General features: G+C 73.6%; 15 protein-coding genes, 1 other RNA gene and 1 riboswitch. Of the genes, 4 read left to right on the forward strand and 12 right to left on the reverse strand.

What is annotated here, in order from left to right; genetic code table 11:
- Positions 1–64 precede the first annotated feature (64 nt).
- On the forward strand, positions 65–709 hold the full coding sequence (locus LBW97_RS04940) for a TetR/AcrR family transcriptional regulator (protein WP_224498302.1): 645 nt from the start codon (positions 65–67) through the stop codon (positions 707–709).
- A gap of 62 nt (positions 710–771) precedes the next feature.
- Positions 772–2,367 carry a long-chain-fatty-acid--CoA ligase gene (locus LBW97_RS04945; RefSeq protein ID WP_224498303.1) on the forward strand — a complete coding sequence of 532 codons (1,596 nt, stop codon included), beginning with the start codon at positions 772–774 and terminating at the stop codon, positions 2,365–2,367.
- Between the two features lie 161 nt (positions 2,368–2,528).
- On the opposite strand, the gene LBW97_RS04950 is transcribed toward LBW97_RS04945, so the two are convergent.
- Together LBW97_RS04950 and LBW97_RS04955 are read right to left on the reverse strand one after the other, a co-directional pair.
- The gene (locus LBW97_RS04950; RefSeq protein ID WP_224498304.1) at positions 2,529–3,677 is read right to left on the reverse strand and encodes a glycerophosphodiester phosphodiesterase; all 1,149 of its coding nucleotides are present in this window, start codon (positions 3,675–3,677) and stop codon (positions 2,529–2,531) included.
- A gap of 123 nt (positions 3,678–3,800) precedes the next feature.
- On the reverse strand, positions 3,801–4,652 hold the full coding sequence (locus LBW97_RS04955) for a patatin-like phospholipase family protein (protein WP_224498305.1): 852 nt from the start codon (positions 4,650–4,652) through the stop codon (positions 3,801–3,803).
- A gap of 101 nt (positions 4,653–4,753) precedes the next feature.
- Here LBW97_RS04955 and LBW97_RS04960 point away from each other — a divergent pair, with 101 nt between their 5' ends.
- Both LBW97_RS04960 and LBW97_RS04965 read left to right on the forward strand, forming a co-directional pair.
- On the forward strand, positions 4,754–6,496 hold the full coding sequence (locus tag LBW97_RS04960) for a class I adenylate-forming enzyme family protein (protein WP_224498306.1): 1,743 nt from the start codon (positions 4,754–4,756) through the stop codon (positions 6,494–6,496).
- A gap of 92 nt (positions 6,497–6,588) precedes the next feature.
- Complete coding sequence (locus LBW97_RS04965) at positions 6,589–7,617, forward strand: TrkA family potassium uptake protein (protein WP_224498307.1); 1,029 nt, start codon at positions 6,589–6,591, stop codon at positions 7,615–7,617.
- Positions 7,618–7,679: 62 nt separating this feature from the next.
- On the opposite strand, the gene LBW97_RS20340 is transcribed toward LBW97_RS04965, so the two are convergent.
- From LBW97_RS20340 to LBW97_RS05015, 10 genes are all read right to left on the reverse strand, one after another.
- Positions 7,680–9,236 carry an adenylate/guanylate cyclase domain-containing protein gene (locus tag LBW97_RS20340; RefSeq protein ID WP_224498308.1) on the reverse strand — a complete coding sequence of 519 codons (1,557 nt, stop codon included), beginning with the start codon at positions 9,234–9,236 and terminating at the stop codon, positions 7,680–7,682.
- Positions 9,237–9,380: 144 nt separating this feature from the next.
- Positions 9,381–10,199, reverse strand: coding sequence for a MetQ/NlpA family ABC transporter substrate-binding protein (locus LBW97_RS04975; RefSeq protein WP_224498309.1), 819 nt, complete (start codon positions 10,197–10,199; stop codon positions 9,381–9,383).
- A 56-nt stretch (positions 10,200–10,255) separates the two neighbouring features.
- Complete coding sequence (locus LBW97_RS04980) at positions 10,256–10,915, reverse strand: methionine ABC transporter permease (RefSeq protein WP_224498310.1); 660 nt, start codon at positions 10,913–10,915, stop codon at positions 10,256–10,258.
- Positions 10,912–11,922 carry a methionine ABC transporter ATP-binding protein gene (locus LBW97_RS04985; RefSeq protein ID WP_224498311.1) on the reverse strand — a complete coding sequence of 337 codons (1,011 nt, stop codon included), beginning with the start codon at positions 11,920–11,922 and terminating at the stop codon, positions 10,912–10,914. The genes LBW97_RS04980 and LBW97_RS04985 overlap by 4 nt, the downstream gene beginning before the upstream one ends.
- 65 nt (positions 11,923–11,987) lie before the next feature.
- Positions 11,988–12,082, reverse strand: a riboswitch (SAM riboswitch).
- A 160-nt stretch (positions 12,083–12,242) separates the two neighbouring features.
- Positions 12,243–12,618, reverse strand: a transfer-messenger RNA (tmRNA) gene (ssrA, locus tag LBW97_RS04990).
- Positions 12,619–12,655: 37 nt separating this feature from the next.
- A complete protein-coding gene (gene recD, locus LBW97_RS04995) occupies positions 12,656–14,428 on the reverse strand; it encodes an exodeoxyribonuclease V subunit alpha (protein WP_224498312.1) in 1,773 nt (590 codons plus the stop codon).
- A complete protein-coding gene (locus LBW97_RS05000) occupies positions 14,425–17,682 on the reverse strand; it encodes a UvrD-helicase domain-containing protein (protein ID WP_224498313.1) in 3,258 nt (1,085 codons plus the stop codon). The genes recD and LBW97_RS05000 overlap by 4 nt, the downstream gene beginning before the upstream one ends.
- Positions 17,679–20,900 carry an exodeoxyribonuclease V subunit gamma gene (recC, locus tag LBW97_RS05005; RefSeq protein ID WP_224498314.1) on the reverse strand — a complete coding sequence of 1,074 codons (3,222 nt, stop codon included), beginning with the start codon at positions 20,898–20,900 and terminating at the stop codon, positions 17,679–17,681. Before recC ends, LBW97_RS05000 begins: the two co-directional genes overlap by 4 nt.
- Before the next feature lie 42 nt (positions 20,901–20,942).
- Positions 20,943–22,076: a magnesium and cobalt transport protein CorA gene (locus LBW97_RS05010; protein WP_224498315.1), complete on the reverse strand. Its 1,134-nt coding sequence runs from the start codon at positions 22,074–22,076 to the stop codon at positions 20,943–20,945.
- Positions 22,077–22,308: 232 nt separating this feature from the next.
- Positions 22,309–23,931 (reverse strand): DASS family sodium-coupled anion symporter, encoded by a 1,623-nt coding sequence (locus tag LBW97_RS05015; protein WP_224498316.1) that lies wholly within the window; start codon positions 23,929–23,931, stop codon positions 22,309–22,311.
- Between the last annotated feature and the right edge of the window lie 27 nt (positions 23,932–23,958).

The following is a 23,958-nucleotide window of genomic DNA, read 5'->3' on the forward strand; positions in this document are numbered from 1 at the left end:
CCGGTCACCCCAAACGGTCAACGGTGACTGGTCGGTCCGCCGAGGTCGGCCTACGCTTCCGCGGATGACCGCCGAGCCCGCCGCCCCGGACGCCCCGCGCTCCCGGTCGGAGCGCACGGCCGACAGCCGGCTGCTGATCCTGGAGGCGGCGGTCGCCTGCCTCGTCGAGGAGGGCGCCGCGGGCGCATCGACGCTCGCCGTGCAGGCCCGGGCCGGGGTGTCCCGCGGGCGACTGCTGCACCACTTCCCGTCCCGCGCCGAGCTGCTGGTCGCGGCCGCGGAGCACCTCTCCACGACGCAGCTGGACGAGGTCCGGCGCCGGTCTGCGGCGCTGATGGCGGACGAGCCGACCGGCCGGGAACGCGTGGACCGGGCGATCGACCTGATGTGGGAGACGTTCCAGGAGCCCCCGTTCTGGGCGGCGATGGAGCTCTGGACCGCCGCCCGCACCGACCCGGCGCTCCGTGCCGCGCTGCGCAGCGAGGAGCGGCGGCTGCGCGCGGCGATCGCCGCGGTCGCCGACGGCATCTGGGGTCCGCAGATCGCCGGGGCGCCGCTCTACGCCGAGCTCTGCGAGCTGCTCTTCACCAGCATGCGCGGAGTCGCTCTGGTCTACGCGTTCGAGGACCGGTCCCCCGCGACCGATCCGCACCTGGACCTCTGGAAGCGGCTGGCCGCCCGGATGCTCACCATCGACAGTCAGGGTTGACCGCCCCTCCTCCGCTCGACAGCATGACGCACGTCACAACTGTGCGAGGCCGAGGAGAAGCCGTGAGCGTTCCGATCCCCACCCTCCAGGGCCGGGGCATGACCATGAGCGATCTGCTGGCGCGGCACGCGCGCACGACCCCTGACGTCGCGGCGGTGCGCTTCGACGGCGGCGGGCGCAGCTACGGCGAGCTCGACGACCGCGTCACCCGGCTCGCCCGCGCCCTGCGCGACCGCGGCGTCCGGACCGGCGACCGGGTGGCCGTGCTGGCGCTCAACGGCATGGAGACGTGGGAGTCCTACCTCGCCGGGGTCCGGCTCGGCGCGATCGTCGTCCCGGTGAACTTCCGGCTGGTCGCCGACGAGGTCGCCTACGCCCTCACCGACTCGGGCGCCGTCGCACTCGTCGTCGACACGACCCTCGCCCCGCTGGCCGCGAAGGCCCGGGAGCAGGCGCCGGAGGTGAGGACGGTCCTGGTCATCGGCGACGGCGCCGCGGGTCCCGGCAGCGAGTCCTACGAGGAGGCGCTGGCCTCGGCCGGGAGCGAGCCGCTCGAGATCGCCGTCGACGAGGACGAGCCGGCGTTCATCATGTACACCTCGGGCACGACCGGCCGCCCCAAGGGCGCCGTCCTCACCCACCACAACCTGCTGATGCACTGCTTCAGCCAGGTCACCACGCTCGGCTGGGACCCCGACGACCGGGTGGGCGCACCCGGGGCCCCGCTGTTCCACATCGCCGGACTCGCCGGCGGGCTGCCCCCACTGCTGCTGGGCGGCACGAACGTGATCCTCAAGTCGGGCGGCTTCGACCCGGTCGAGACCCTCGACCTGATCGAGCGGGAGCGGATCTCCAGCATCTTCCTCGTGCCCGCGATGTGGGCCGCGGTGCTGTCCGTACCCGGGATCAAGGACCGGGACCTGTCGTGCCTGCGCCGCATCTCCTGGGGCGCGGCCCCCGCCTCCACCACGCTGCTGCGCTCGCTGATCGACACCTTTCCGCAGGCCGAGGTTGTCACCGCCTTCGGCCAGACAGAGTGCTCCCCGGTGACCACCCTGCTGCGCGGGGAGGACTCCGTCCGGAAGATCGGGTCGGTCGGGACGCCGATCCTCAACGTCGAGATCCGCGTCGTGGACGCGTTCATGGAGGACGTCGCCCAGGGCGAGGTCGGCGAGATCGTCTACCGCAGCCCGATGGTGATGAAGGAGTACTGGAACAAGCCGGAGGCGACGGCCGAGGCGTTCGAAGGCGGCTGGTTCCACTCCGGCGACCTGGTCCGCCAGGACTCCGACGGCTACATCTACGTCGTCGACCGCAAGAAGGACATGATCATCTCCGGCGGCGAGAACATCTACTGCGCCGAGGTCGAGGACGCCCTGTCCGCACACCCCAAGGTCGCCGAGGTCGCGCTCATCGGCGTCCCCGACACCCGGTACGGCGAGGCCCCGCTGGCGGTGATCGCGCCGCGCGACGCGAACGACCCGCCGACGTCGGAGGAGCTGGGCGCCTGGTGCCGCGAGCGGCTCGCCCGGTACAAGAACCCGCGCGAGTACTCGATCGTCGGCGCGCTCCCCCGCAACCCCAGCGGCAAGGTGCTCAAGACGTCGCTGCGCCAGGAGCACTCCGCCGGCTCACTGGTCGCCCAGCCGGTCGTCTGAGCGGCCGGGGGCGGACGTCCCAGCCGGTGGGGTCAGGGGTCTCTCGCGGTGCTTGTGCTCTGCCTACGAGGGGAGAGCAGAGCACAAGCGTCCGGGAAGAGAGTGGTGGCCGCCGCCCGTGACGGGTCAGGGCCTCACTCGTCGCAGCGCGATCTCGACCGTCAGTTCGAAGCGCTCTCGAACAGCTGTCGCGAGACCACGCCCGTGTCCGGGTTGTCGGTGAACATGCCGTCGATGCCGGCGTCCCAGAAGGCCGCGTGCTCGGCGAGCGCCCGGCCGTAGTCGTCGGGCGCCGCGCCTTCCCGCAGAGCCGGCGGCAGGAAGGTGTTCTCGTTGCGGAACGTGTACGGGTGCACCAGCAACCGCACGGCGTGCGCGTCGTCGACGAAGCGGGTCGGGGTCCCCAGGGTGCCGTCGGCCCGGCGCGGGATCACCTGGTTCTTCTCCGGGCCGACGCCCTGCGCATACGTGGCGATCTCCCGGAGCCCGGCCGCCGAGGCCAGGTCGGCGTAGGTGCGCCGGTCACCCCGGGCCACCAGGTCGTACGGCGCACCCGCGCCCGAGAGCAACTGCACCAGCGGGACCTTCACGCCCGCCCGGCGCAGCTCCCGCAGGTTGGTCGTCTCGAAGGACTGGACGTACACCGGCGAGTGCGCCCGGTCCAGACGCGCCTGGCGCAGATCGGCCAGCAGGGGCTCCTCCAGCGAGAGCCGGATGCCGTCGAAGTAGGTGGGGTGCTTGGTCTCGATGTAGACGCCGATCTCGCGACCGAGCTCCTTGGACAGCCGGGCGCGGAGCTCGAGCACCTCGTCCAGCGTCGGCACCTGGAACAGCCCGTCGTAGAGGGTGTTCTCCTCCCGGACAGCGGGCAGCCGCTCCTCGGCCCGCAGGGTGCGGAGCTCGGCGAGGGTGAAGTCCTCGGTGAACCAGCCGGTGACCGGAACGCCGTCGATGGTCCTGGTCGTCCGGCGGCCGGCGAACTCGGGGTGCGACTCGACGTCCGTGGTGCCGGCGATCTCGTTCTCGTGCCGCGCGACCAGCACGCCGTCCTTCGTGCTGACGACGTCGGGCTCGATGAAGTCAGCACCCATGCGGGCGGCCAGCTCGTAGGCGGCCAGGGTGTGCTCGGGGCGGTAGCCCGACGCCCCGCGGTGGCCGACCACCACCAGGTCCTCCGCCAGAGCGGTGCCCGGCTGGACGGCCGGTGGCCGGGGCGCGGCCGTGGCCGGGAGCGCCGCCGGGACGGCGAGGGTCAGGGGGACGGCGACCGCGACGGCGGCGACCGTGGCACGCAAGCGTGCACCAGGCATCGGAACTCCCGCGGGCTCGGGCGGCGACCCTCGCCGCCGGCACCGCGGACCGATCCCACCGGTCCCAGGTGCCTGGGAGCCGTCGTCGTCCCGAACTCCCGGTGACGGGCTCGGGAACCCCGGTCAGCCGGCCCAGACCTCGCCGACGCGGGCGACGACCTGCGCCGCCTGCGCCCGCCCGGCGCGGGCGGCGGGCTCGCGGGCGGCCGGGTCCAGGACGTTGCGGCCGATCGCGGTCCTGCTGGCCTCGTCCGGCGAGACGACGGCGACCCGCGACACCATGCCGGTGACCTGGGCGTCCACGCTGGCCAGCGGTCCGACGCCGCGCGGGATCGGTGCCAGGACGACCAGCCGGTCGTAGCCCTGCGCGAGGTCGGCGTTGGCCGCGGACCGCATCCCGCCGTCGACGTAGCGGCGGCCCTCGATGGTGACGGGCGGGTAGACGCCGGGCACCGCGCAGCTCGCGGCCACCGCCTGCACGAGGGGCACCCCGGAGTCGCGGTCGAACGTGCGGAACTCACCGGTGGCGGCGTCGACCGCGGTGATCGTCAGGTTCCGCTCGGGCCAGTGCCCGGAGACGAGGCGGGAGCCGATGACGTCGAGCCGCTCCTGCTCGCTCGGCGTCAGCCCGGCCTTCTCGGCGGCCAGCGCGAGCGCTCCGATCCGCTTGCGGAACTCCACGTCGCGCCCCCGGCTGGTCAGCATCGCCCAGGCGTAGCGCGCGAGGGTTCCGCGCCCGACCCGGGCGACCTTCTCCTGCGCCGGCGGCTCGAGCTGACGGGCGTACATCTCCTCGAGCGGCGCCCCGCTGGTCACCTGCGCACCCACGACGGAGCCCGCCGAGGTGCCCACGACGAAGTCGGCGCCGGTCAGGTCGATGCCCGCCTCGGCCAGACCGGCGAGCACGCCGATCTCCCACGCGATGCCGGTGATGCCGCCGCCACCGAGGACGAGTGCCGTGCGCTGGTCGCTCATGCCGCCATCCTCACAGACCCCTGACCGGCGCACAGACCCTCGACAGAGCGTGTGACGTGGGCCACGCTGTGTCCCGAGCTCCGTCCTACGAGAGGAAACGCATGACCACCGTGCAGTCCGCCCAGGCACCGGCAGCGGCCAGCTGGCCGCCCGGGCTCCCCCGGTCGCTGGACTACCCCAGCGTCCCGGTGGGGTCGATCCTGCGGGCCGCGGTGCGCCGATGGGGCGACCGGACGGCGTTCGTCGACCACGACGTCCCGCTGACCTTCACCGAGATGGGTGCCCGCGCCCACGCGGTCGCCGGCTGGCTCGCCGACAACGGCGTCGGCCCCGGTGACGTCGTCGCCGTGCACATCCCCAACTGCCGCCAGTACCCGCCGCTCTACTACGGGATCATGCTGTCGGGCGCCACCTTCTCCCCCACGAACCCGCTGCTGCCCGCCGCCGACCTCGCGGCCCAGCTCACCGACGCCGGTGCCACCGTCCTGGTCACCTGGGACCAGGTGCTGCCCTTCGTACGCGGCGCGCTGGAGCAGACCCCGGTGCGCACGGTGGTCGTGACCGGCGAGGCGCACACCCTCGACTTCGCGGCGCGCCTGGACGGCCTGGAGGACAGCGACGTCGACCTGTCCGACCTGCTCGCCGGCGACCCCACCGACCGGCACCTGGACGCCGGCCCGGACCCCGCCGAGGCGCTGGCCCACCTCGCCTACACCGGCGGCACCACCGGCGTCAGCAAGGGCGTGGAGCTACCGCACCGCAACGTCGTCACCAACGTGTTGCAGTCCGGCTGCTGGACGTCGGGCTCGCTGCCGGAGCTCGACGCCGAGGGCGACGTGACGCTGCGCCAGGTGCTGGGCGAGGAGGAGGTCGCCACCCGGCTCGGTGAGGCGCGGATCATCAACCTCACGCCCTGGTTCCACGCGATGGGTGCGATCGGCTACCTCAACGGCATGGTCATGGGCGGCACCATGACCGTGATCCACATGCGCTTCGACCCGGTCAAGTACGTCGAGGACATGGTCAAGTACGAGGTCACCTCCATCGGCGGCGCGCCGCCGGTCTTCGTGGCGCTGCTCCAGGTGCCCGGGTTCGCCGAGGCCGACCTCTCGCACGTCCGCGGCGTGACCTCCGGCGCGGCGCCCCTGGCGAAGTCGCTGATCGACAAGATGGCCGCGCTCATGCCGAACGCCACGATCGGCGAGGGCTACGGCCTGACCGAGGTGACGATGCAGGCGACGGGCGCGCCGTCCTTCCGCTCGGGCACCCGCAAGCCCGGCACCGTGGGCGTCCCGGTCTTCGACACCGAGATCAGCATCCGCCCGCTCGGCGGCGGCAACCCGCTGCCGGCCGGCGAGCGGGGCGAGGTGTGCATCCGCGGCCCGCAGGTCATGCGCGGCTACGCCCACCGGCCGGACGCCACCGCCGACGCCATCGACGCCGAGGGCTGGTTCCACTCCGGCGACGTCGGCATCCTCGACGAGGACGGCTACCTCTCGATCGTCGACCGCACCAAGGACATGCTGCTCTACAAGGGCTACAACGTGTTCCCGCGCGAGCTCGAGGAGATCCTGTTCGCCGTTCCGGGCGTCGGGGGCGCGGCGGTCGTCGGGCGGCCCGACGAGGAGGCCGGCGAGCTGCCGGTCGCCTACGTGGTGCGCAAGGCCGACGCCGACGGCGCCGCCCTCACCGAGGAGTCGGTGATGACGGCGGTGAACGACAAGGTGACGCCGTACAAGCGGCTGCGCGCCGTCCGCTTCATCGACGCCATCCCGGTGTCGGCCGCGGGCAAGGTGCTCAAGCGCGAGCTGGCCGCCAAGGAGCGCGAGCAGGTCGGCGGCTGAGCTGATCCGTACCGCCGCACCCGTTCGGTTTCCCTGACCCGAACGGGTGCGGCAGCGCGCCGCACACGCGCCCGCTCACTAGTGTCCGCGTGGTGGAGAACGAGCGGATCGGGACGGAGACCGAGCACACCGGTGTCCAGATCGCCCATGAGGAGATCTCGCCGGTCCGGCAGGTGCTGCGCCGGGTCCTGATCGCGGCGATCGTCCTCGTCGTCGTCGTCCTCATCGTGTACATCGACCGCGACGGCTACGAGGACAGCCGCGGCGACGAGATCTCGCTGCTGGACGCCACCTACTACGCCACCGTCACGCTCTCGACGACCGGCTACGGCGACATCACGCCGGTGACCGCCGAGGCCCGGCTCATCAACATCCTGCTGATCACGCCCCTGCGGATCATGTTCCTGATCGTGCTCATCGGAACCACCCTCGAGGCGCTCACGGCGCGCTCGCGGGAGGAGTTCCGCATCCGACGCTGGAGGTCCCGCGTGCGCCAGCACGTCATCGTGTGCGGCTACGGCACCAAGGGCCGCAGCGCCATCCGCTCGCTCATCGCCAACGGGACGCCGGCCGACAAGATCGTCGTCGTCGACCCCGAGCCCCGGGCGATCGAGGAGGCGAACTCCCTCGGGCTGACCGGCATCGTCGGCGACGCCGGCCGCACCGAGGTGCTCCGCCGCGCCGCCGTCGAGCGGGCCCGCGCGGTGATCGTGGCCGCCAACCGTGACGACGCCTCCGTGCTGATCACCCTGACCGTCCGCCAGCTCAACCCGAGCGTGCCGATCACCACGTCGGTGCGCGAGGAGGAGAACGCGAACCTCCTCCGCCAGTCCGGCGCCGACACCGTCATCACGACCTCGGCGACGTCGGGCCGGCTGCTGGGCCTCTCGACCGATGCACCGCGCGTGGTCGCCGTCGTCGAGGACCTGGTCACCGGTGGCCAGGGTCTCGACCTGCACCAGCGCCCGGTCACCGCCGACGAGGTCGGCCTCGGGCCGCGGCAGCTGCGCGACATCGTGCTGTCGGTGACCCGCAGCGGACGCACCCTGCGCTTCGACGACCAGCTGATCGGCACGCTCCAGGCCGACGACGTCCTGGTGGTCGTGCGCTCCCACCCCTGAGTTGTCGCGCCGAGTGGGCCCCGGAGGGGTCCGCGCAGGCGCGACGCAGCGACTGACTCAGCTCAGCGCGGGGACGGCTCCTGGCCGCTGTGCGGTCCGGAGGACCGCAGGATCATGGTCCTCGTGGGCTCGTCGCGGCCGCGGAGCTCGACCTCGGCGTCGGGCATCCAGTGGTCGCGCTCGTCGGCGCCGGCGCTCATCACCGTGGTCTCGCTGGCCACCGCCCGCCCGGGGTGGTCCTTGGCCAGGTCGGTGAGCCGGGCGGCCTCGTTCACCGGGTCGCCGATGACCGTGTACTCCAGCCGGCTCGCCGCCCCGACCTGACCCGCCCACACCGGGCCGCAGGCCACACCCACGCCGACGTCGACCTCGCCGGCTTCCGACACCGCCGCGCAGATCCGCCGCGCAGCCCGCAGCGCCGCACCGAAGGGGTCCGGGTGGTCGGTCGGGGCGCCGAACACGCAGAGCGCGGCGTCGCCCTCGAACTTGTTCACCAGCCCGCCCTCGGTCTCGATGGTGTCGACGACGATCTCGAAGAAGCGGTTGAGCAGGCCGACCATCTGCTCCGGGCCGGTCCGGCGGACCAGCGAGGTCGAGCCGGCGATGTCGACGAAGAGCGCCGCGACGGTCCGCTCCTCTCCGCCGAGCGAGACGCCGGTGGCCAGCGCGCGCTGGGCCACCGTCGTCCCCACGTGCCGGCCGAACAGGTCGCGCATGCGCTCCCGTTCGGCGAGGCCGGCCGCCATGGCGTTGACGCCCTCCTGCAGCAGGCCGATCTCCCCGGCGTCGTCCACCAGGACGTCGACGTCGTAGTTCCCGGCGCCGACCCGCTGCACCGCGTCGCGCAGCTCCCGCAGCGGCTGCCCGACCGCACGGGCGATGAGCAGCGTGGCCAGCGCGCCGACGAGCAGCGCGACCACGACGAGGAAGACGACGGGGGCCTCCCCCGGTCCGCCCGGGTTGCTCGGGTCGACGAACAGCAGCACGACGCCGACCATCGGCACCCCGCTGGTCAGGCCCCAGGTGAGCAGCAGACGGATCCGCACACCGAGCGCCAGGACGCCCTTGGGCGGGTGCTCGGCCAGCGCGCGGGCGGTGACGGCGCGGGCCGCCCAGGCGACGAGCAGGTAGGTGACGCCGGCGGTGGCGACGCCACCGAGGAACACCGCGACCCCGATCCGCCACCCCACGCGCGGGTCGGGGAAGGCGAAGGCCGACACCACGCCCATGAGGACGGCGCCGATGAACCACACGCTGCCGGCGATGGACGCCGTGTCCAGCGGCAGCCGCAGCGCGCGCGACGCCTCCTCGCTCGTCGGGGGACGGGCGGCCGTCAGCCAGTGGTTGGTGGCCGCCTGGCGACGGAGCCCGGCGACGGCGCCCAGCGGAAAGGCGAGCACGAGGTAGCCGGCGGTGGCCCAGAGGACGGTGGCCCGCCCGGTGTTGCCGCTGCCGTCCTCGACGCCGATGAGCAGCAGGACGACGGTGCCGACGCCGATCATGTTGGCCACGATCACCACGGACACGATCAGCGGTACGGCCAGCCGTCCGCCGGGCATCCACCCGCGGTCGGTGAACCGGCGCCAGAGGCTGGGCCTGGCGGCGTCGGGGGTCGTCACGACGGGACCAACGAGCCTCGGGGCCGATCGGTCTGCGGAGTCACCCGATCATGATCGTCGACCGAAGCCCCGGGCGCTGCCCGGCTCACCCGGACGGCGGAGGGAGAGCACGAGAGCCCCGGCCGGGGCTCTCGTGCGGATGGCTCAGAAGGCGGCGAGAACCGCACCCTCGTAGGTGTCCTCGATGAACTGGCGGACCTCGTCGGAGTGCAGCAGCTCCTCGAGCTGCTGGATCCGCTCGTCGTCCTCGTCACCGGTCCGCACCACCAGCAGGTTGGCGTTGGGGTTGCCCTCGCCCTCCTCCAGCGCCAGGGCGTCCTCGGCGGGCACCAGGTCGGCCTCGATGGCGTAGTTGCCGTTGATCACCGCGATGTCGACGTCGGCGAGCGAGCGGGGCACCTGCGCGGCCTCGACCTCGGAGATCTCCAGGTTCTTGGGGTTCTCCTCGATGTCCAGCGACGTCGGGGCGGTGTCCCCGGTGTCGGCGAGGGTGATCAGCTCGTTGGCCTCGAGCAGCCGCAGCGCCCGGGCGGCGTTGGTCGGGTCGTTGGGGATGGCGACCGTCGCGCCGTCGGCCAGGTCCGCGAGGTCGGTCAGGGTCTCCGCGTAGATGCCGAGGGGCTCGATGTGCACCGGCTCCAGCGCCTGGAAGTCGTAGCCGGCGCTCTCCTCCTGCTGCTCCAGGTAGGGGATGGTCTGGAAGTAGTTGGCGTCCAGCGAGCCGTCGTCCAGCGCCACGTTGGGCTGGATGTAGTCGGTGAACTCCTTGATCTCCAGGTCCAGGCCGGCGTCCTCGGCGAGGTTCTCGTCGATGAAGCGCAGGATCTCGGCGTGCGGCACCGGGGAGGCGCCCACCCGCAGCGGCTCGTCGGCGCCCGACAGCTCGGCGTCACCGCCGCCGCAGGCGGCGAGCATCGCCGTCATCGCCGTGGCGGCCAGGACGGCAGGGAAACGGGTGCGCATGGTGGAACTTCTCCTCGTGGATGGTGCGGGTTCGGTGGTGCGGTCCGGTAGGGCGATCAGGCGTGCGAGAGCGAGCGGGCCCAGCGGTCGCCGGCCCACTGCAGGGCCTGGACGACGACGAGCAGCAGCACGACGGTCGCCAGGGTGATGTCAGTGCGGAACTGCTGGTAGCCGAAGCGGATGGCGAAGTCGCCCAGTCCCCCGCCGCCGACCGCACCGGCCATGGCCGAGTAGCTGATCAGCGCGACGACGGTGACGGTGACCCCCGCGACCAGCGACGGAAGGGCCTCCGGCAGCAGCACGGTGCGGACGACGTCACGGCGCCGGGCGCCCATCGACAGCGCCGCCTCGACCTTGCCCCCGGCGACCTCGCGGAGGCTGGTCTCCACCAGCCGGGCGAGGAACGGGATCGCGCCGATGGTCAGCGGCACGATCGCGGCGGTGGAGCCGATCGTCGTCCCCACGATTCCTCGGGTGACCGGGGCGACCAGGACCAGCAGGATGATGAACGGCAGGGCGCGGCCGAGGTTGACGACCAGACCCAGGAGCCGGTTCAGGAGGGGCCGGGGAGCGAGCCCGGCCGGGGCGGTGACGGTGAGCAGCACGCCCAGCGGGATGCCGAGGAGCACGGTCAGCAGGGCCGCGATCCCCACCATGTAGAGGGTCTCCCCGGTGGCGTCGAGCAGCTGCGGATAGATGCGGTTCCAGTCGCTCATCGGTCCACTCCCGCGGTCACGCGCTCGACGAGGACGCCGTCGGCGCGCAGGCGCTGCACGGCGTCGTCCAGGCCCTCCACTCCCCCGGTGACCCGCAGCAGCAGCCGGCCGTAGCGGCCGCCGGCGACGGTCTCCACCGAGCCGCCGGCGATCTCAACGGCCAGGCCCAGCTTCCCGATGAGCGTCTGCAGGACGACGGTCTCCGGCGTGCGGTCGGTGACGGTGACCCGCAGCAGCGCACCGCCGTGACCGGCTCCGGCGTCGGCCACCGGCGCGGGGAGCAGGGCGTCGCTCAGCGGTGAGCGCTCCCGGGTGAGGACGTCGGCCAGCCGGCCGCTGTCCACCACGCGCCCCCGGTCGAGCAGCACGGCGCTGTCGCAGACGGCCTTCACGACCGCCATCTCGTGGGTGATCAGCAGGACGGTGAGGCCGAGCTCGTCGCGCACCCGGCGCAGCAGCGCCAGCACGCCGGCGGTGCTGGCCTGGTCGAGCGCCGAGGTGGCCTCGTCGCAGAGCAGGACGTTCGGGCGGACGGCGAGCGCGCGGGCGATCGCCACGCGCTGCTTCTGCCCGCCGGAGAGCTGGGCGGGCCGGGCGTCCGCGCGGTCACCGAGGCCGACGAGGTCCAGCAGCTCGGTGGCGCGGCTGCGGCGCTCCGCGCGGCCGACGCCGGCCAGCTCCAGCGGGTGCTCGACGTTGCCGGCGGCGGTGCGCGAGTCGAGCAGCTCGAAGTGCTGGAACACCATGCCGATGGAGCGGCGGGCCTTGCGGACCTCGTCGGCGGGCAGCTCGGTGAGCACCCGGCCGTCGACGGTGACCGAGCCCGACGTCGGTCGCTCGAGCAGGTTCACCAGCCGGACCAGCGTGCTCTTGCCCGAGCCGCTGGGACCCACGACGCCGGCGAACTCGCCGCGCTCCACGCTCAGGCTGACGCCGTCGACGGCGACGACCTCGCCGGCCCGGCCCCGGGCGGGGAAGACCTTGCGGACGTCCTTCAGCTCGATCACGCGGTCGTCCTCGAGGTGCGCGTGACAGCGAGCGTCAGCGACACACGGCTGTGCCGCATGGTGTTCCTCCATCGGTCCTGGCAGTAGCACCCGCGCCCGCCGATGCGGGGGGTTGCTGCGACGTCGACGAGCCAGGTCTCTCAGTCGCTCCGGATGGTTGCGGGAGCGATTCTACGGAGCGCGACGGCGGCTCGCCGCGCGGGAGCTGCGAGTTCGCTCACGCACGGGCTGTCGGCGAACCGGAGGTCGGCGAACGCCGACGTGGCCCGGACGCACGAGAGCCCCGGTCAGCCGACCGGGGCTCTCGCACGCAACAGGGGTGGTGGAGGTGGCGGGAATCGAACCCGCGTCCTTCGACGTACGACCAGGGCTTCTCCGAGCGCAGTTCGCATTGCCTCTGCTCGACCCCGTCGATCATGCGAACAAGTCGACGTGACGGGCCCAGTCACTGTTTGATGTCCCGCACGTACCCGCGACCGGTACGTGCAGTGAGTCATCTAGCTGATGCCAGGATCCGGGCCGATGACGAACCCGGGCTGACAGACTCGCCTAGCTGCCGTCAGGCAGCGAGAGCGAAGTCGCGCTGATTGGAATCGGCGCTTGTGTGTTTTGCAACGCGTGGTTAACGAGCTCATCGTTGCCTTCCTCGGCTCGCTTCCCCTGGTCACCCGACCGAAGTCGAGACCAATCACCCCCTGTGTAGTTGTGCAGACAGCCTAACGGCACGCGCCAGTCAGGTGTTCCCTCCGCTCCCCGGTTCGCGTGGCGCGCCGCGGCGCAGCCCGCTGGCCCGCACCACCTGCCGGGCGACGGCTGCCCGCACCGACTCCTCGGTGCCGACGACCCGCACGCGACGCCGGGCGCGCGTGACCCCGGTGTAGAGCAGCTCCCGGGTCAGCAGCGGCGAGGACGCCGGCGGCAGCAGCACCGTCACCTCGTCGAACTGGCTGCCCTGGCTGCGGTGCACGGTCAGCGCGTGCGCGGGGCCGGCCGAGGACAGCCGGGAGAGCGGGACGAGATCCGGCTCCTGCCCCCGGAGGAACGCCGCCCGAAGCCCGTCGGGCGTCCGGACGACGACGCCGGTGTCGCCGTTCCACAGCGAGTTCTCGTAGTCGTTGGCGGTGACCAGGAGCGGCAGCCCGGGCGACCACTCCCCCGGCATCGCGCCGGTGAGCCGGCCGATCCGGTCGTTCCACACCGAGACTCCGAAGGGCCCGTGCCGGTGGGCGCAGAGCAGCCGGTGCCGACCGAGCAGCGCCAGGCACTCGGCGGCGTCCCCGCGCTCGGCGGCCGCCTGCATCTTCCCGGCCACCGCGCCGATCCGCTCGTCCAGGGCCTCGGTCCGGGGGTCGAGCACGAGCCCCTCCCCCGACTCGAGCAGCTCCAGGACGAGATCGGCGTCGCCGGTCCGCACCGCCTCCGCGAGCCCGGCGATCGCCGGGCCGTAGCGCTGGGACACCCGCAGCCGGACGACGCCGTTGCGCAGCTGGCGGCGTGCTTCGTCGTCGAGTTCCGCGCCGTCGGCGGTCGCCTCGGCGGGAACCGTCGCCTCCGCCGCCGGGGGCGCGGGGCGGTGGACGAGGTCGCTGAGCACCGCGCCCGCGTCGACGGGGGTGAGCTGGTCGGGGTCGCCGACCAGGACCAGCCGCGTCGTCGGCCGCAGCGCCTCCAGCAGCCGGGCCATCATCGTCAGCGAGACCATCGAGGACTCGTCGACCACGACCACGTCGAAGGGCAGCCGGTTGCTGGCGTCGTGCCGGAACCGGCTGTTGCTGCCGGGCCGCCAGCCGAGCAGCCGGTGCAGCGTCGAGGCGGTGAGGTCCAGCGGCAGCCCGACCGCAGCTGCCTGCTCGAGGACCGACTCCTGGAGGCGGGCGGCGGCCTTGCCGGTCGGCGCGGCGAGCGCGATGCGCGGCCGCGGGCCGGGCTGGTCGAGCAGCAGCTTGAGCAGCCGGGCGACCGTGTGCGTCTTGCCCGTGCCGGGTCCGCCGGTGATGACGCTGACCCAGCGGCCCGCGGCCACAGCCGTCGCGAACCGCTGCAGGTCCGGCGCCGGACCGTCGAACAGTGTCGACAACGCTGCCAGGTCCACCGGCGGGGCCGGGCGGGCCGCTCGCTCGTCGAGCTCCCGGCGGACCAGCTGCTCCTGCTGCCAGTAGCGGTCCAGGTAGAGCAGGCCGTCGACCAGGCGCAGCGGCCGCCACGGGGCGTCGGCTCCGACGGCGACCAGGGGGCTGTCGTCGAGGGCGGACCAGTCCTGCGGCCAGGTCAGCTCGACCGGGGGCGCGTCCTCGTCGGGCACCACCGAGTCCGCGACGGTAGCCAGCTCCACGCACACCGATCCGGCGCGCACGCCGCGCACCGCGAGCGCCGCCGCCAGGAGCACCGGCTCCCGCTCCTCCCCGCCGAGCCGGGCGAGCCGCAGCGCGACGTGCACGTCGGCGGCGGTCAGCACCCCGGCGACGGCGAACTCCCGCAGCAGGCCCTCGGCTCGCACCGGGATCACGGCCGACCTGCCAGCAGGTCGGACAGCTCGGCGACCAGACCCGGCGGCGGCGTCCAGGTGAAGACGCCTGCCCCGGCAGGGGTGTCCGGGCCCGCCATGCCCCGGACGAAGAGGTAGAGCACCGGGCCGATGTGCTGCTCGGGGTCGTACCCGGGCAGCCGCCAGCGCAGGTAGCGGTGCATGGCGACGCAGTACAGCAACGCCTGGAGCACGTAGTGGGTGCGCCGCATCTCCTCGGCCATCGCGTCGGCCCGGTAGTGCCAGGTGGTCAGCGGCTCGGTGCCGAGCCGGTTGGTCTTGTAGTCGACGACGGCGAACACCGGCCCCGGGAGCCGGAGCACGGCGTCGATGCTGCCGGTGAGGAAGCCGCGCAGCGCCTGCGGTTCCAGGGCTGCCATCAGGTCGGGATAGCCGGCCAGCGAACCGAGGTCGTGGCGGCGGAGCAGCGCAACGACGTCGGCCAGCGTCGCGTGCGGAACGGCGGCGTCGCCACCGGCCAGTGGCAGCTCGAAGTCGAGCTCGGCGAGCCGGTCGGCCGCCGCCACCTCGGCCAGCGAGATCCCGAGGTCGCCGAGCGGGGTGCTCAGCACCGGACGCAGCGCGTCGGCCAGCGCCTCCGCGGTCACCCCCGGCACCAGGTGCCGCGCCACCGCGTCGGCGCACCGCTCGTCCAGGTTCGCGGGGTCGAGGTCCTCGAGGACGTCGTGCACGAGCGTGCCGAAGGTCGCGCCTCCCGGGAGCTCGCTCAGCGGCGAGGGCAGCGCATCGGCGGCCGGCGCCTCGGGCACCGGGAGCTCCGCATCGCGCTCGTCGTCGGTGACCGGCTCGTCGGGCTCGCTGGCCAGGTGCTGCTCGTGCGCGGCGTCGTGGGCGCTGCGGGTGAGCGCGCTGTAGGAGGTGCGGCGCCAGTCGTCGTCGAGTTCGCGGGTGAACCGGCCGACGGAGAGCTCCGGCGACGGCGGCACCGGCGGCTCCCACCGCGGCACCGGCCGGTTGGCGACCTCCGCGACCTCGATCGAGCCCTGCGACCGGGCCGCGAGCGCAGCGAGGGCTGCCTCGGCGTCGTCGTCACCGGGCGGCGGGATCCGTGCCGGGGGCTCGACCCCGGCCCCCGCGGCGCCGAATAGCAGCCGGTTCAGGGGCGCGGCGGCGGTGTTGCCGCTCGGTGCCCAGTGCGCGACCACCTGGCAGCGCGCCCGCGTCAGCGCGACGTAGAGCAGCCGGAGGTCCTCGCCGGACTCCTCCGCCTCGTGGCGGGCGCGCGCCTGCGCGTAGCCGGCTCCCCCGGGTCCGCCGACGTCGATCACCCGGCGGCCCTGGTCGTCGTGCAGCCGGAGCACCTGCGGGTTGTCGGGCACCCACCGGTCCCAGCCGAACGGCACGTAGACGACGGGGAACTCCAGCCCCTTGCTCACGTGCACGGTCATGACCTGCACCGCGGCGGCGTCGGACTCCAGCCGCCGGCTGCGCTCGTCGGCGCCCTCCACGGAAGCCTGCGCGATGCGCCGCCGCAGCCACTCCACGAGAGCGGTGAGACCGAGGGACTCTCGCTGCACGGCGGCGTGCAGCACCTGGCCGATGTGTCGGAGGTCGGTCAGCACCCGCTCGCCGTCCGGACGGGCGAGCACCCGGGCGGGCAGACCCTCCTCGGCGGTGAGCACCTCGAGGAAGGCGGCCACGCCGCGTTCGGCGAGCAGGTCGGCCCACCGGCGCAGCCGCGGGCCGAGCCGGTCGGCGAGCTCGTCACCGGCCGCGTCGAGGGTCTCCTCGTCGTGGCCGAGGAAGACCGAGAGCGCGGCCGAGCGCGCCCGGCCCGCCCGGTGCGGCTGCTCCAGGGCCTCCAGCAGCCGCAGCCACGACCTCGCGCTGGGGGTGGCGAAGACGCTGCCGCCACCGGCGAAGACCGCCGGCACCCCGGCGCGCCCGAGGGTCTCGCGCACCAGCTGCCCCTGGGCGTTGGTGCGCACGAGCACCGCGATGTCGCCCGGCTGCACCGGCCGCCCGTCGTACTCGGCGGGCCCGGACAGCAGGTCGACGACGTCGGCCGCCACGTCGCAGGCGACCGCGTCGCGCAGCCGGGCGACCGCCGGGAACCCTCGGAACACCCGGCCGTGGCCGGTCCGGCCCAGCCGCCGGAGCCGCAGCGGGGCACCCGCACCCGACAGCCGGGCGTCGGGGTGGGCCGCCTCGACGGAGCGCACGACGATGCGCTCGTGCCCGAGCGCGGCACCGCCGAACACCTGGTCCAGTGCGCCGAGCAGTGCGGCGTCGCTGCGCCAGTTGGTGCCCAGGGTCGCCTCGGTGGTCGCCTCCGCCGCCGCGGCGAGGTAGGTGGTCACGTCGCCGCCACGGAAGGCGTAGATCGCCTGCTTCGGGTCCCCGATCAGCACCAGGGTCGTGCGGTCGTGGAAGGCCCGGTCGAGGATCTCCCACTGCACCGGGTCGGTGTCCTGGAACTCGTCGACCATGACCACCCGGTAGCGGCCAGAGATCCGCTCGCACGCGACAGCGCCGGCCGACGGGTCGGCCAGGGCGTCGCGGAGCAGCGACAGCCAGTCGTCGTAGTCGACCAGTCCGGCCAGCCGCTTGCGCCGCTCGACCTCGCCCCTGACCGCCTCCGCGGCGCGCCGCCGCCGTCCGGCGTCGCCGTCCCCGTCCACGGGCCACAGCTCCGCCTGCCGGTCGCTGCCCACGGCGCGCAGGCCCAGTTCGAGCAGCTCGGCGTGGGTGAGGAACGGCGGATCGGCGGCGCCGGCGAACACCCGCACGTAGAGGTCGTCGACGACCTCCCGCACGAGGTCGCTGATGTCCTCGACGAAGGTGGCGGTGGGGTCGGCGTCGGCCGCCATGCCCAGCCCGGCCAGCATCTGCGAGCAGAACGAGTGAGTGGTGGCGATCGTCGCCTCGTCGAAGCCGGCGAGCGCCCGCGCCAGCCGCTCCCGCCGCCGCTCCACCTCGTCGGGATCGGCGTCGGCCAGCAGCTGGAGCACCGGATCCCGGTCGTCCGCCCGGGCCGCCGCCGGGTCGCGCAGGCCGCGTTCGGCGGACACCAGCCGCTCCCGCACCCGGTCCCGCAGCTCGCGGGAGGCGGCGTTGCCGAAGGTGACCAGCATGATCTGCGAGAGGTCGGCCTTCCCCTCGGCCACGTAGCGAGCGGTGAGCGCGGCGATGGTGAACGTCTTCCCGGTGCCGGCGCTGGCCTCCAGGACCGTGGTTCCGGTGGGCAGGTCGCCGCAGACGTCGAAGGCCTTCACGAGTACTGCTCCCCGTTCCGGACCGGCGCCCACAACCGGCAGGCCAGCGCGCCGAACCGGGTGGTCTCACCCGTCCACTGCTCCCCGTCGCCCGGAGGCGCGGCCAGCAGCCCCTCGAACGGCGGCCGGTCACCCCAGGTGTGCTGGTGGGAGCGGTCCTCCCGCTCGCCGCCCGGGTCGCGGTTCCACTCCTTGCGGGCGGCGTCCAGCGCCTGCTCCGGGGAGTTCCCGCCCAGCCGCGACCCGGCGTAGGCCCACGAGGTCTTCACCGGCAGTGGCAGCGGCTCGCACATGCCGCGGTCGTAGAGGTCGAGCAGGTCGGCCAGCGCCGCCATCGGGTCGGCGGGGGCGGTCAGGGTGGAGGTCCGCGCGCGGCTGCCGCTCCGGCCCACGGTCACCGCCCGGCCGGTGCCCTCGGCGGCCGCGAGCGCGAGCGCGTGGACCCAGGCGCGGGCCCGGTGCTTGGCCGAGAGGCTGGAGTAGGTGACGCTCACGACCGCGCCGTCGCGCACGCCGTTGACGGTGCCGGAGAGCTCGCGGCCGCCCAGGTCGAGGCGCACGTCGACGGTGCGGGGGCTCGCCGCGACCAGCGGCCGGCCGACGGCGACGAGGGCGTCGACCCGTCCGCCGACCCGCTGCAGCACCTGCTCACCGAGGCCCTTCGGCGGCAGCGTGCCGCGCAGCCACTCCGCCCGCCGGGCCTCGTCGGGCGAGGCGCCCCGGAGCCCCGCGGCCAGCAGCCGCTCCCCCACGGCCCACTCCTGGAGCGGGTCGAGGGTCGCGGCGAGGGCGTCGTCCACCTCGTCGTCCTCGCCGGGCAGCGTGATCCGCAGACGCTGCCGGAGGTAGGCCCGGACGGGGTGCTCCACGAACCCGACGAGATCGTCCAGCGCCACCGGACCGGTGCGGGGCGGCAGCGGCCGGCGCTCGGGCTCCGGGCTGCGCGGCCGCACCGACCGACGGGCACCGGCCAGGCTCACCGGGTCGAAGCTGGTCGGGGTCGCACCGGTGAAGCAGCGGACGTCGTAGGGCTGCAGCGGATGCCGGGTGACCGCATCGGACCGGGCCCCGGGCACCATCGCGTCCAGCACGTCGAGCAGTTCTCCCAGGGGAACGGCGGGCGGACGCGCGGCACCGCTCACCGGGTCGGCCCCCGTGTAGAGGACGACCACCCGCTCCCCCGCGGCCATGAGCGCGTCGAGCAGGAGCTGCCGGTCCTCGCTGCGGACGTCGCGCTCCCCGACGCAGGGGTCGCGGGCCAGCACGTCGTCGCCGTCCATCCCGGCCGTCCGCGGGAAGACGCCGTCGTCCAGCCCGAGCAGCACGACCACGCGGTGCGGCACCGACCGCATCGGCACCAGGGTGCAGACGGTGAGGTTGCCGGTGCGGAAGTTGGCGCGGGTCGGCCGCCCGCGCAGCCGGTCGGCCAGCATGGCGCGCACGTCGGCCAGCCGGACCGGAGCGACGGCTCCCTCGCCCGCGCCGGCGAGCTCCCGCCGCGCCTGGGACAGCTGCCAGGCCTCGTCGGGCTCGGTCTCGGTGAGCGACTCCAGCGCGGCCGCCAGCGTCTCCACCCAGGCGCCGGCCGGACGTTCGCCGCTGAGATCGGTGACCACGTCGCTCAACCGGTCGAGGAACTCCGCCAGCCGTCCCGCCAGGTCGATGTCGCTGCTGTCGACGTCGTCGAGAGGCAGCGCGCGGTCCAGCCACACCGGCTCGTCCTCCGACGTCGTGACCCCCAGCAGCACCCGGTCCAGGCCGGCCTGCCAGGTGTTCTGGGCGACGCCTTCCAGTCCGAAGGGCCGCCGGGTGACCGTGTCGATGCCCCACCGCACGCCGGACTGGGCGACCCAGCCCCGGATCCGCTCCAGCTCGTCGTCGTCGAACGCGAACCGGCGGCGCACCCCCGGGGTGGCAGCCAGGTCGAGCACCTGGCTGGCGGTGACCCGGCTCTGCGCGAGGTCGAGCAGCGCGGCGACGGTGTCCAGCAGCGGGTTGGTCCGGCGCAGGCTCCGGTCTGCCAGCCGGACGCGCAGCGCACCGCCGGGGTGCGGCAGGTCGGATCCGAGCCCGAACGTGGCGGAGACGAGCGGCGCGAAGGTCTCGACGTCGGGGCACATGACCAGCACGTCGCGCGGCTCGAGCGTCGGGTCGTCCTCGAACAGGCGCAGGAGGAGCTCCCGCAGCACCTCCACCTGCCGGGCCGGCCCGTGGCAGGCGTGCACCTGCAGGCTGTCGTCGAGCTCCGCGGCGCCCGGGACGGCGTCGTCGCGCAGGTCGGCCTGCAGCCTGCCCAGCAGGGTGGCGGGACGATCGGCGTCGGCGTGGTGCTCGCCCTTGTGCGCGGGCAGGCGCACCTGCAGCTCGCGCACGTCGCGGGCGAGGCTGCGCAGCAGCGGGTGGCGCGGCAGCGTGGCGGTGTCGTCGGCGCGGCGCCGGCCGACGGACCGGCCCTCCAGCCGCTGCCACAGGACCGGACTGGGGTGCGGCAGCCAGAGGTGGACGTGGCGGCGCGCGGCCAGGGCGTCGAGGACGGCGAGGCCGTCGGCGGTCAGCTGGGTCGGCCCGAAGACGCTGATCCGCTCGGGCAGGTCGGAGAGCCCGGGGTCGGCGCGCAGGGCGGCGCAGTCGGCCTCCAGGCGCTCGGCCGGGCTCGCTCCGAGCCGGGCACGCAACCGGCGCCACAGCTCCGCCTGCCAGGCCAGGTCGGCCGGCAGCGGGGCGTCGCCGTCGGTGTCCCGCCCCGCGGCCCAGTCGCGCAGCATGTGCGGGCGGTGCGCCCCGTAGGAGCGGAACAGCCCGGCGAGGCGGGCAGCGGCGGCCCAGCGCCGGCCGCGGCGGTGGTCGTCCGCGCCGTGCCCCAGGTGCTGGGCCAGGACGGCGCACCACGGTTCACCGAGCGAGGCGTCGATGACCTCGAGCAGCGGCCACACCGGATCGGTCCAGGGGTCGTCCGCCCCGTCAGAGCCGCGCGCCGCGGCGAGCGCCTCGCCGACCACGCGGCCCACCGGCGGGAACTCGACCCCGGAGCAGATCCCGTCACCGGCCGGGCCGGCCCCGAGCGCGGTCGAGAGGCGCTGGGCGAGCCACCGCTCCACACCCTTGGCCGGTACCGCGACGACCTCGGACGCGAAGGGGTCGGCCAGCGGCGTCGCCAGCACGGTCGCGAGACCGTCGGCGAGGCGCGCGGTCCGTTCGGCGCGGTGGACGTGCAGCACCCGGTCTGTCTACCGGACCCCGCCGACAGAACCGCGCAGCCGTCAGATCCAGTCGCGGCGCTTGAAGACGACGTACAGCGTGAGACTGACGCCGAACATCAGCAGCAGGGCGAACGGATAGCCCCACCACTCGTCGAGCTCGGGCATGTGGTCGAAGTTCATGCCGTAGACGCCGCCGACGAGACTGGGCGCGAAGAGGATGGCCGCCCATGCGGAGATCTTCTTGACCTCCTCGCCCTGGGCGATGCTCGTCTCGGTCAGCTCGCGGATCTCCTCGTTCTGCCGCTGCGCCACCAGGGTCGCGTTGACGGTGAGGATGTCGCGCAGCTGCAGCCGGAAGCCCTCGACCCGCTCGGTCACCTGGGCGACGTGGTCGGCGACGTCGCGCAGGTAGCTGCGCAGCTCCTCGTCCACGCCGTACTTGTCGAAGCCTGCGGTGATCGCGACGAGGATCCCGGTCAGCGGCTGCGCGGCCCGCTGGAACTCCAGGACCTCCTGCGACAGCTCGTAGATGCGCCGGGAGACCCCGGGGTCTCCCCCGAAGACCTGCGTCTCGATCTCGTCGATGTCGTTCGCCAGCCCGTCGACGACCGGCCGGTACCCGTCGACGACGGCGTCCAGCGTCGCGTAGAGCACCGCCTCGCTGCCCTTGGCCAGCAGCGCGGGCTCGCTCTCCAACCGACGGCGCACGCGCGAGAGGTCCGGCGACTCGCTGTGCCGGACGGTGATGGCGAAGTCCCGGCCGAGGAACAGGTGCAGCTCTCCGAACTCGACCTCCTCGGCCGCGTCCAGGTACCGGGCTGCCTTGAGGACGACGAACAGCGTCGATCCGTACCGCTCGAACTTCGGCCGCTGGTGGGCCTTGATCGCGTCCTCGACCGCCAGCTCGGGCAGGTCGAACAGCTCGGCCAGCGCGCCCAGCTCGCCGGCGTCCGGGCGGTAGAGCCCCAGCCACGCCAGCCGGCCCTCGCCCAGGCCGAGCTCCTCGCGGCTCTCCTCGGCGGAGTCGGGTGTGGCCACGCGGCGGCCGTCGGAGTAGACGGCGTTGTCGACCATGCGTGGCCGCGCAACGGGCTCGGCCGGCAGCGGCGTCCGGGGCGCGGCAGGCAGCTCGACCCGCGGACGGCGGGTGAGGGTGGACAGCGCGGACAACGGCGCGAGACGGCGCTCGGTCATGACGGACTCCCGGAACGGCGGGGACGGTGGTGGACACCGGAGCGGCCCCCACCCGCCGACGACTGCCGGAGCTGTTACGCGGGGAGGGCCTCGGGAGCGGTACTGGGAGGCTCGGTACGCGAGGTGCTGCGCATCGGTCGACCTCCTTCCGCTCCGGAGCCGTCGTCCGTCGAACGGCCGTCGTCCATGGTGTCACGCCGCCCGGGCGGCCGGACTCGCCCAGCCGGGTGAGTCAGCCCACCGAGCCGAGGACCACCTCGACCATCACCGGGAGCAGCAGCACGATCAGCAGCGCGCCCAGGACGTCGAACGAGGCGCCCGACCGGATCATCTTCGTGATCGGCACGACGCCGGACCCGTAGGCGATCGCGTTCTGCGGCGTGGAGACCGGCAGCATGAACCCGAACGACGCCGCGAAGGTGGCCGCCAGCGCCGGCACGAACGGGTTGATTCCCGCCGCCATCGCCACCGGGATGATGATCGGGACGACGACCGCCGCCGAGGCGGTGTTCGACGTCGTCTCGCTGATGATGATCGCGAGGATGACCGCGAAGATCGTGATCGCGAAAGTGCTGGTCAGGCCGAGGGAGTCCGCCGAGGCCTGGCCGATCGTCTCGGCGAGGCCGGTGCTGGCCAGCAGCGAGCCGAAGATGATGCCGGTGCCGAACAGCAGGATCGTGCCCCAGTCGATGGTGGCGGCGTCGCTCCAGCGGAGCGTGAACTCGCGGCTCTTCCAGTCGGTCGGCAGCAGAAAGAGGAGCGAGGCGCCGAGGACGGCGATGATGCCCTCGTCCATCCGGTCGCTGATGGTCGCGTAGAGGTCGGAGTCGGTGCCCGCGGTCAGCGCGATGATGCCGGGGAAGATCCAGCAGGCGACGGTGACGGCGAAGGCGATCAGCGTGTTCTTCTCGGCACGGGAGAACTTCCCGAGCTCGGCCCGCTCCTTCTGCACGTACTCGCTGACGCCCTCGATGCGGCGGATCTCCGGCTTGTTCAGCAGCAGCAGGACGGCGGCCAGCGCGACGAACATCAGCAGGCAGATCGGCGCCGCCATGATCATCCAGTCGAGGAAGCCGATCCGCTCTCCCGTCGCCTCCTCGATCAGCCCGCGGCCGATCAGGTTGGGCGGCGTACCGACCGGCGTCAGCAGCCCGCCGACGCTGGCGCCGTAGGCGAGCATCAGCATGATGGCGACGCCGACCCGCAGCCGGAGCGGATCGAAATCGGGCTTCACCAGCTCCTTGTCCTGCAGGAGCTTGGCGATCACCGAGATGATGCCGAGCGCGGTGGGCAGCAGCATCGCGACGGTGGCGGTGTTGGAGACGAACGCCGAGAGCAGCGCGGTGATGGCGCCGAACGCGATCGCCACCCGGTAGGTCGAGGTGCCGACCCACTTCAGCGACAGCACGAACATCGCGAACCGCCGGGCCAGCCCGTGCTTGAGCATCGCCGCGGCCAGGATGAAGGCGCCGATGAAGGTGAACACCGTCGTCGACCCGAACGGGGCCAGCGCGTCGTCGGCCGGCACCACGCCCAGGACGACGATCGCCGCGATGCCGATGAGGCCACCGATCGGGATCGGCACGGGCTCGGTGATCCACAGGACGATGACGCCGAGCAGGATCGCCGCGAGCAGGTGCTGGTCGCGCGGCAGGTCGATCGGCAGCAGCGCGAAGACGATCGTCACCGCCGGGGCGAGGAACAGCCCGATGGTGCGGCGGCCCTTCTCGAACCGCTCCTCGGCCGGGCTCAGCTCCTGCTCGCCGAGGCTGCGGTAGGTCGCGCTACCGCGGAACGCGGCGTCGACGTCGGTCCGCTTGCCCTGCTGTCCTGGTGCCCGCTCCGTTGCGGTCATGGCGTCTCCCGGTGCTGAGTGGAAGGA

Origin of the sequence: Blastococcus sp. LR1, from assembly GCF_020166105.1 — a bacterium.
Lineage (GTDB): Bacteria > Actinomycetota > Actinomycetes > Mycobacteriales > Geodermatophilaceae > Blastococcus.